The following is a 6,556-nucleotide window of genomic DNA, read 5'->3' as shown; positions in this document are numbered from 1 at the left end:
CCGCTGGCGCGGCCGCCGTCCCGGTTGCGGCGGCCGCGCCCGCGCGGCTGGCTGGCCGGCACCACCGCGGCAGCGCGCGCGGCCGGGTCGACGGCTTCCACCGTCATGCCTTCCTTGAGGCGGTCGGCGCCGTCCACCACCACGCGCTGGCCGGGCTCCAGGCCCTTGAGCACGGCATTGCGGCTGCCGTCGCCCGGGCCCAGCGTGACCACCTGCACCTTGACCTTGCTGCTGTCATCCACGGTGTAGACGAAGGTACCCTGCTGGCCGCGCTGGATCGCCGCCACGGGGATCACGGTGGCGTCCCTGAGCGTATCGACGCGCGTGCGCACGTTGACGAACTGGTTGGGGAACAGCATGCCGTCGGCGTTGGGGAAGACCGCCTTGAGCTTTACCGTGCCGGTGGTGGTGTCGATCTGGTTGTCGGTGGTCAGCAGCGTGCCTTCGCCGAGCTGGTTGCGCACCTGGCGGTCCCATGCCTGCACCGGCAGCTCTTCGCCGGCGTTGAGCTTCTTCAGCACCGACGGCAGGTTGTCCTCGGGGATGGTGTACATCACGGCGATGGGCTGGATCTGCGTGATCAGCGCGATGCCGTTGGCGTCGCTGGTGTTGACGATATTGCCCGGATCGACCTGGCGCAGGCCGATGCGGCCCGACACCGGCGCCACGATCTTCGTATAGCCCAGCTGCAGGCGCGCGTTGGCGACATTGCCCTGGTCGGTCTTGACCACGCCCTCGTACTGGCGCACCAGCGCGTCCTGGGTATCGACCTGCTGCTTGGAGATCGAGTCCTGGCCCAGCAGGGTGCGGTAGCGCTGCTGGTCGAGCCTGGCGTTCTGCAGCAGTGCCTGGTCGCGCGCGAGCTGGCCCACGGCCTGGTCCAGCGCGGCCTGGAACGGGCGCGGGTCGATCTCGGCCAGCACGTCGCCGGCCTTGACCATCTGGCCTTCCTTGAACAGCACCTTGAGCAGCGGGCCGGACACCTGCGCGCGCACGGTGACGTTGGAAACCGGGGTCACGTTGCCCAGGCCGTTGAGCACCACATCCATATCGCGCTTGGCCACGGTGGCGACCACCACGGGCGAGCGCGGCATGCCGGGGCCGCCGGCGCCACCCCGCGCGCCCGGGCCGCTGGCGCCCCGCTGCGCGCCTGCCGTCCCGGTCGCCTCCTGCGGCGCCTGGCCGCGATGGGCGTACCAGTACCAGGCGCCCCCCGCGAGCAGCAGCACCAGCACGCCGGCGGTCAGCCGGCGCCGGCCGGTGCGCCGCGGCGGAGCGCCCTCGGGCGGAGGCGAAGACGGGGTCGGGGAGGGGGTAGGCTGGCCTTGTTCGGGGTTGGACATGTCCGCAAATCCTGGGGGCGGCGCGCGCGGCGCGCCGGCGATGTTCGGTCTGGCAAGTGACGATGCAGCAGTATGCCGCAACGCCACGGGCGCCGGCCCGCCGCGTGGAGGGGCACGCCGCGGGTGGCCGGCAGGACGGCAAGTGCCGTGTGGCGCGCAATGCGGCGGCGCCGGTGGCACGTCATGCCGCAAGGATAATGTGCGGGCCCGGACGCCCGTATTTCAGCGCCCGGCGCTTTTATTACAGCGGATTACCAGCACCCCGGGTGTAACCTCCGGAAACAAAACCGCCCGGCCAAACCGGCATGTGTGGCGCCGGGGCTGACTATCATGTGCCTATGCGAACGAACCAGCCTACCCAGATCCTCGTCGTCGACGACGATCCCGAACTTCGCGACCTGCTGCGCGAGTACCTGACCCAGCAGGGCTTTGCCGTCTCGGTGATGCACGACGGCGACGGCCTGCAGGCGCGCCTGGAGCGCGAGCGCCCGGCGCTGATCGTGCTGGACCTGATGATGCCCAAGGTCGACGGCCTGACCGCGCTGCGCAACCTGCGCGCCAAGAACGACGACATCCCCGTAATCCTGCTCACGGCCCGCAGCGACGAGATCGACCGCATCGTCGGGCTCGAGATCGGCGCCGATGACTACCTTGGCAAGCCGTTCTCGCCGCGCGAGCTGCTGGCGCGCATCAACGCCGTGCTGCGCCGCAAGCTGGCACGCCCCGCGGCCGCGCCCGAGGACCGCGAATCGGTCGCCTTCGGCCCGTTCCGCGTCAATTTCCGCCAGCGCACGCTGAGCCGCGCCGGCCAGACGCTGTCGATCAGCGATACCGAGTTCGCGCTGCTCAAGCTGCTGCTGATGCATCCGCTGGAAGTGCTGTCGCGCGAGCGCATCGTCGAGCTGATGTACGGCAGCGCCAGCGGCATCAGCGACCGCGGCATCGACGTGCAGATCTGGCGCCTGCGCCGGCTGCTCGATGAAGACGCGCAGCGCCCGCGCTATATCCAGACCGTGCGCGGGCGCGGCTATACCTTCGTGCCCGACGAAGCGGAAGAGATGTCCGCGGGACTCCCCGAATAATGGCCGCGGCGCCCGCCCCCTGGCGCCGCATGCCACCAGACCCTGCTTTCCGATGAAGTTGCGACGTATCGACACCCTGTTCGGCCGCATTGCGCTGCTGATTGCCGCCGTGCTTGTGATCAGCCATTTCTCATGGCTGGCCATCCTGCGCATGGACCGCCGCCAGCAGCAGGTGGACTATTCAGTCGAGCAGATGCTGTTCCAGCTCGACAGCATCGAGCGCGCGCTCGACGCGCGTCCGCCGGCGAAGCTGCCCAGCCTGGTTGAGACAGCCAACACGGCCGACGCCGAAGAGCATGCCGTCGTGCCCAAGGGCGGGCGCTCGCGCCGGCTGGTCGAGCAGTTCATCGGCAGGCTGCCGCAGGGCACCGAGATCCGGCTGGAGGACGAGACCACGCCGCGCATCTGGATCAAGCTGCCCAGCCGCGCCCGCTGGATCGCCATGCCGATCCTGTGGGTCCACAATCCGCCGCCTGACAACCGGCTGGTGCCTGGCGTGATGCTGGTGGTGGGCGTGGCCATCGTCTTTGCCGTGCTGATCGCCTGGCAGATCCAGCGGCCGGTGCGCGACATGGCCAATGCGGCGGAGCTGCTGTCGCGCCAGCACGCCGTGCCGCCGCTGCGCGAACGCGGCCCGCATGAGCTGCGCCAGCTGATCGAGCGTTTCAACCGCATGGTGGCCGACCTGGCGCGCATCGACCAGGAGCGCAATACCATGCTTGCCGGCATCGCGCATGACCTGAAGACACCGCTGGCGCGGCTGCGCCTGCGCGCCGAGATGCTGGCCGATCCCAAGGCCGCCGCGGGGGTGACGCGCGACGTGGAGTCCATGTCGGCCATCGTCGAGCAGTTCCTGAGCTTCGCGCAGACCAGCGAGTCGACCGCGCGGCCGGTGCCGGTGGACCGGCGCGTCAATGAGCTGGCCGCGTCGCTGGCCGAGCAGGAGCGCCAGGTGGTGCTGTCGCTGGGCGCGGGCGAGGGCTTCCGCATGATCGCCACGCAGCTGGACCGCATCGTCGGCAACCTGGTCGACAACGCCTACGCCTATGGCAAGCCGCCGGTGTGCATCGCGACCGCGCGCACGCCGGAGGGTTACCTGCTGGTGGTGGAGGACCAGGGCGCCGGCATCCCCGAGGATGACAAGGAGCGCGCCACGTTGCCCTTTGTACGGCTGGACCCGGCTCGGGGCGGCAATGCGCATTCCGGGCTGGGGCTGGCGATCGTGGACCGGCTGGTGCGGCAGGCGGGCGGTAAGCTGAACCTGGTGAATGCCGATGGTGGCGGGTTCCGGGTGGAGATGCTGTTCGGGGCAGCTGAGGCTTGATTACCGCTGGTTTGCTCCCCTCTTCCGCTTGCGGGAGAGGGAGCAAACCGCCGGCATGCTGATGCTGTCATCCGTTGCGCTTGCCAGCGGCCTGCACGTCCTTCAAACCTTCTTCTTCTCCCCGATCCGGCTTTCCTTGCCGGCCAGCAGCTTGGCAATATTCTGCCGGTGCCGCGCAATCAGCAGCACGCTGATCACGAAGATTGCCCCCGTCATCACATCCACGCCGTTCATCAGCACATGGAAGAACGGTGCGAAGATCGCCGCCACCAGCGCCGCCAGCGACGAGTAGCGGAAGAAGAAGGCGATGATCAGCCACGTGGCCAGCGTGCCCAGGCCCAGGATCGGGTCGATGGCGAGCAGGATGCCCGCCGCGGTGGCCACGCCCTTGCCGCCGGCGAAGCGGTGGTACACCGGGAACAGGTGCCCCAGGAAAACCGCCAGCGCCACCATGGCCAGGCCGGTTTCGTTCAGCCCGTAGGCCGGCCCGAAGCGCGCCGCCAGCCATACCGCCAGCCAGCCCTTCAGGGCATCGCCGATCAGCGTCAGGATGGCGGCCTTCTTGTTGCCGGTGCGCAGCACGTTGGTGGCGCCGGGATTGCCGGAGCCATAGGAGTGCGGGTCCGGCAGCCCCATCAGCTTGCTGACGACCACAGCGAAGGAAATGGAGCCGATCAGGTAGGCGGCGAGGGCGAAAAGCAGATTGGCCATGTGTAGTGGGGTGTTTTCAGGCTGGCGCGATTGTAGCGCGGCAGGGGCCTCGCTACGTCCGTGACTTCCCGGATTGGCATCGAGGCTCCCCTCGGTTTGCGCGGGGGCTCTCAGTCAGGCAGTGCGCATTGCACCGGCTGGGCGTTCACCAGCATGGGCAGCAGCTTCGGGTCCAGGCTGACCAGGAAGCCGCGGCGCCCGCCGTTGATATAGATGCGCGCCAGCTCCAGCACGGTCGATTCGACGTAGACCGGCATGCGCTTGCGCGTGCCGAAGGGCGAGGTGCCGCCCACCATGTAGCCGCTGTGGCGTTGCGCCACCTCGGGCTTGCATGGCTGCACGCTCTTGCGGCCGGCCTGGCGCGCCAGGTTCTTGGTCGAGACCGAGCAGTCGCCGTGCATCAGCACCACCAGCGGCTGCGCGCGCTCGTCTTCCATGATCAGGGTCTTGATCACCTCGTGCTCGGGAACGCCCAGCTGGCGCGCCGATTCGCCGGTGCCGCCGTGCTCGACATAGTCATACGGATGCTCGCCGAAGGCGACGCCATGCTTGCGCAGGTACTGCGTGGCGGGGGTTTCTGATACGTGCCTGGTCTTGCTCATGACAGTGGTCGCCGCCCGCTTGCTCAGCCGCGCGGATGGTGCTGCTGGTGCAGCTCGCGCAGGCGTTCGCGGGCGACGTGCGTATAGATCTGGGTGGTGGAAATATCGGCGTGGCCCAGCAGCAGCTGCACCACGCGCAGGTCGGCGCCGTGGTTGAGCAGGTGCGTGGCAAAGGCGTGCCGCAGCGTGTGCGGCGACAGCGGCGCGTGCACGCCGGCATCGCGCGCATGGCGCTTGATCAGGTGCCAGAACGCCTGCCGCGTCATGCCTTCGCCGCGCTGCGTGACAAAGAGCGCGTCGCAGGCGCGCCCGGCCAGCAGCGCGGGGCGCGCACTGGCCAGGTAGCGGCGCAGCCAGTCGCCGGCCTGCTGGCCGAACGGCACCAGCCGCTCCTTGTCGCCCTTGCCGCCGACCACGCGCGCCACGCCTTCGTTCAGGCCGATCTCGATGGTCTTCATCTGCGTGAGCTCCGACACGCGCAGCCCGCTGGCGTACATCAATTCCAGCATGGTGCGGTCGCGCAGCCCCAGCGGCGTGTCGGTGTCGGGCGCTTCGAGCAGCACGTCGACCTGGGACTCGGTCAGGGTCTTGGGGTAGCGCGGCGGCTGCTTGGCGGGGCGCAGCAGCAGGCAGGGGTCGGCTTCGACCAGGTGTTCGCGCAGCGCCCACTGGTAGAAGCGGCGGAACACCGCCAGGCGACGGTTGGCCGACGAGGCGCGGCTCTGCGTGTGGCGTGCGTTGAAGTAGGCCGACAGCGCGCCGTCGTCCGCGCCCGGCAACTCGCCGCGGTGCTCATGCTGCAACCAGCGCGCCAGCAGCGTCAGGTCGCGCCGGTAGGCATCGATGGTATTGCGCGAGAGGCCGTCTTCCAGCCACAGCGCGTCGCAGAAGCGGCTGACCAGTGCCACGTCGGCGTCGCTGGGCGCGGCGGCGATGTCAGGTGCCTGGGCGGCGCCGCTCATATCAGCATGGCGCCCTCATGGCGCAGCAGCCAGCGTTTGACGTCGAGGTAGAAGCCGTCTTCGGCATGGTGCGAGAAGCCGCCGATGCCGCGTGCCGAGACCACGCGATGGCAGGGGATCACGATCGGGAACGGGTTCTGCCCGCAGGCCTGGCCCACCGCACGCGGCATCGCGCCGATGGCCTCGGCGATGGTGCCATAAGTGGTCACCGCGCCGCGCAGCACTGCGCTGATGGCCTGCCACACGCGCTGCTGGAAGTCGCTGCCGGCCGGGGCCAGCGGCAGGTCGAAGACGGTGTCGGGGTTGGCATAGTAGGCCTCCAGCTGTGCCGCCAGTTGCTGCGTCAGCGCGTCAACAGGGGCGCGTGCCTCGACGTGCTCGGGAAGGTACACGATGGCCCGGATGCGCGCGCCGTCCGTGCGCACCCCGATCTTGCCGAAGGGGGCGGGGAGGATGGCGTCATAGGTGGCGGGCATGGCGGTCAGGCTGGGGCGAATGCTGGATTTTAGTGCTTTTTGGCGCGGGCAAGAAA

At 69.2% G+C, this 6,556-nt stretch carries 7 protein-coding genes; 2 read left to right on the top strand and 5 right to left on the bottom strand.

Annotation, left to right across the window (positions count from 1 at the left end; translation table 11 throughout):
- A partial coding sequence (locus AC3WLE_RS27665; RefSeq protein ID WP_492363605.1) for an MdtA/MuxA family multidrug efflux RND transporter periplasmic adaptor subunit occupies positions 1-1,343 on the bottom strand: 1,343 nt, incomplete at its 3' end.
- Between the two features lie 338 nt (positions 1,344-1,681).
- On the opposite strand from AC3WLE_RS27665, the gene AC3WLE_RS27660 reads away from it, so the two are divergent.
- A complete protein-coding gene (locus AC3WLE_RS27660) occupies positions 1,682-2,425 on the top strand; it encodes a response regulator (protein ID WP_010812236.1) in 744 nt (247 codons plus the stop codon).
- Positions 2,426-2,477: 52 nt separating this feature from the next.
- The gene (locus tag AC3WLE_RS27655) at positions 2,478-3,749 is read left to right on the top strand and encodes an ATP-binding protein (RefSeq protein WP_010812237.1); all 1,272 of its coding nucleotides are present in this window, start codon (positions 2,478-2,480) and stop codon (positions 3,747-3,749) included.
- A gap of 102 nt (positions 3,750-3,851) precedes the next feature.
- On the opposite strand, the gene plsY is transcribed toward AC3WLE_RS27655, so the two are convergent.
- The 4 genes from plsY to AC3WLE_RS27635 all read right to left on the bottom strand — a co-directional run bounded on the left by plsY (position 3,852) and on the right by AC3WLE_RS27635 (position 6,500).
- Positions 3,852-4,460: a glycerol-3-phosphate 1-O-acyltransferase PlsY gene (gene plsY, locus AC3WLE_RS27650; RefSeq protein WP_492317618.1), complete on the bottom strand. Its 609-nt coding sequence runs from the start codon at positions 4,458-4,460 to the stop codon at positions 3,852-3,854.
- A gap of 110 nt (positions 4,461-4,570) precedes the next feature.
- Positions 4,571-5,062: an aminoacyl-tRNA deacylase gene (locus tag AC3WLE_RS27645; RefSeq protein WP_492351613.1), complete on the bottom strand. Its 492-nt coding sequence runs from the start codon at positions 5,060-5,062 to the stop codon at positions 4,571-4,573.
- 23 nt (positions 5,063-5,085) lie between these two features.
- The gene (xerD, locus tag AC3WLE_RS27640; RefSeq protein ID WP_492357552.1) at positions 5,086-6,024 is read right to left on the bottom strand and encodes a site-specific tyrosine recombinase XerD; all 939 of its coding nucleotides are present in this window, start codon (positions 6,022-6,024) and stop codon (positions 5,086-5,088) included.
- Positions 6,021-6,500 carry a methylated-DNA--[protein]-cysteine S-methyltransferase gene (locus tag AC3WLE_RS27635; protein WP_492357553.1) on the bottom strand — a complete coding sequence of 160 codons (480 nt, stop codon included), beginning with the start codon at positions 6,498-6,500 and terminating at the stop codon, positions 6,021-6,023. Before AC3WLE_RS27635 ends, xerD begins: the two co-directional genes overlap by 4 nt.
- Positions 6,501-6,556: the final 56 nt, after the last annotated feature.

Source organism: Cupriavidus sp. FW306-1B-F12B, assembly GCF_058781795.1.
Note: the sequence above shows the minus strand (reverse complement) of the source record. Positions and strands in the feature narration are given on the sequence as shown.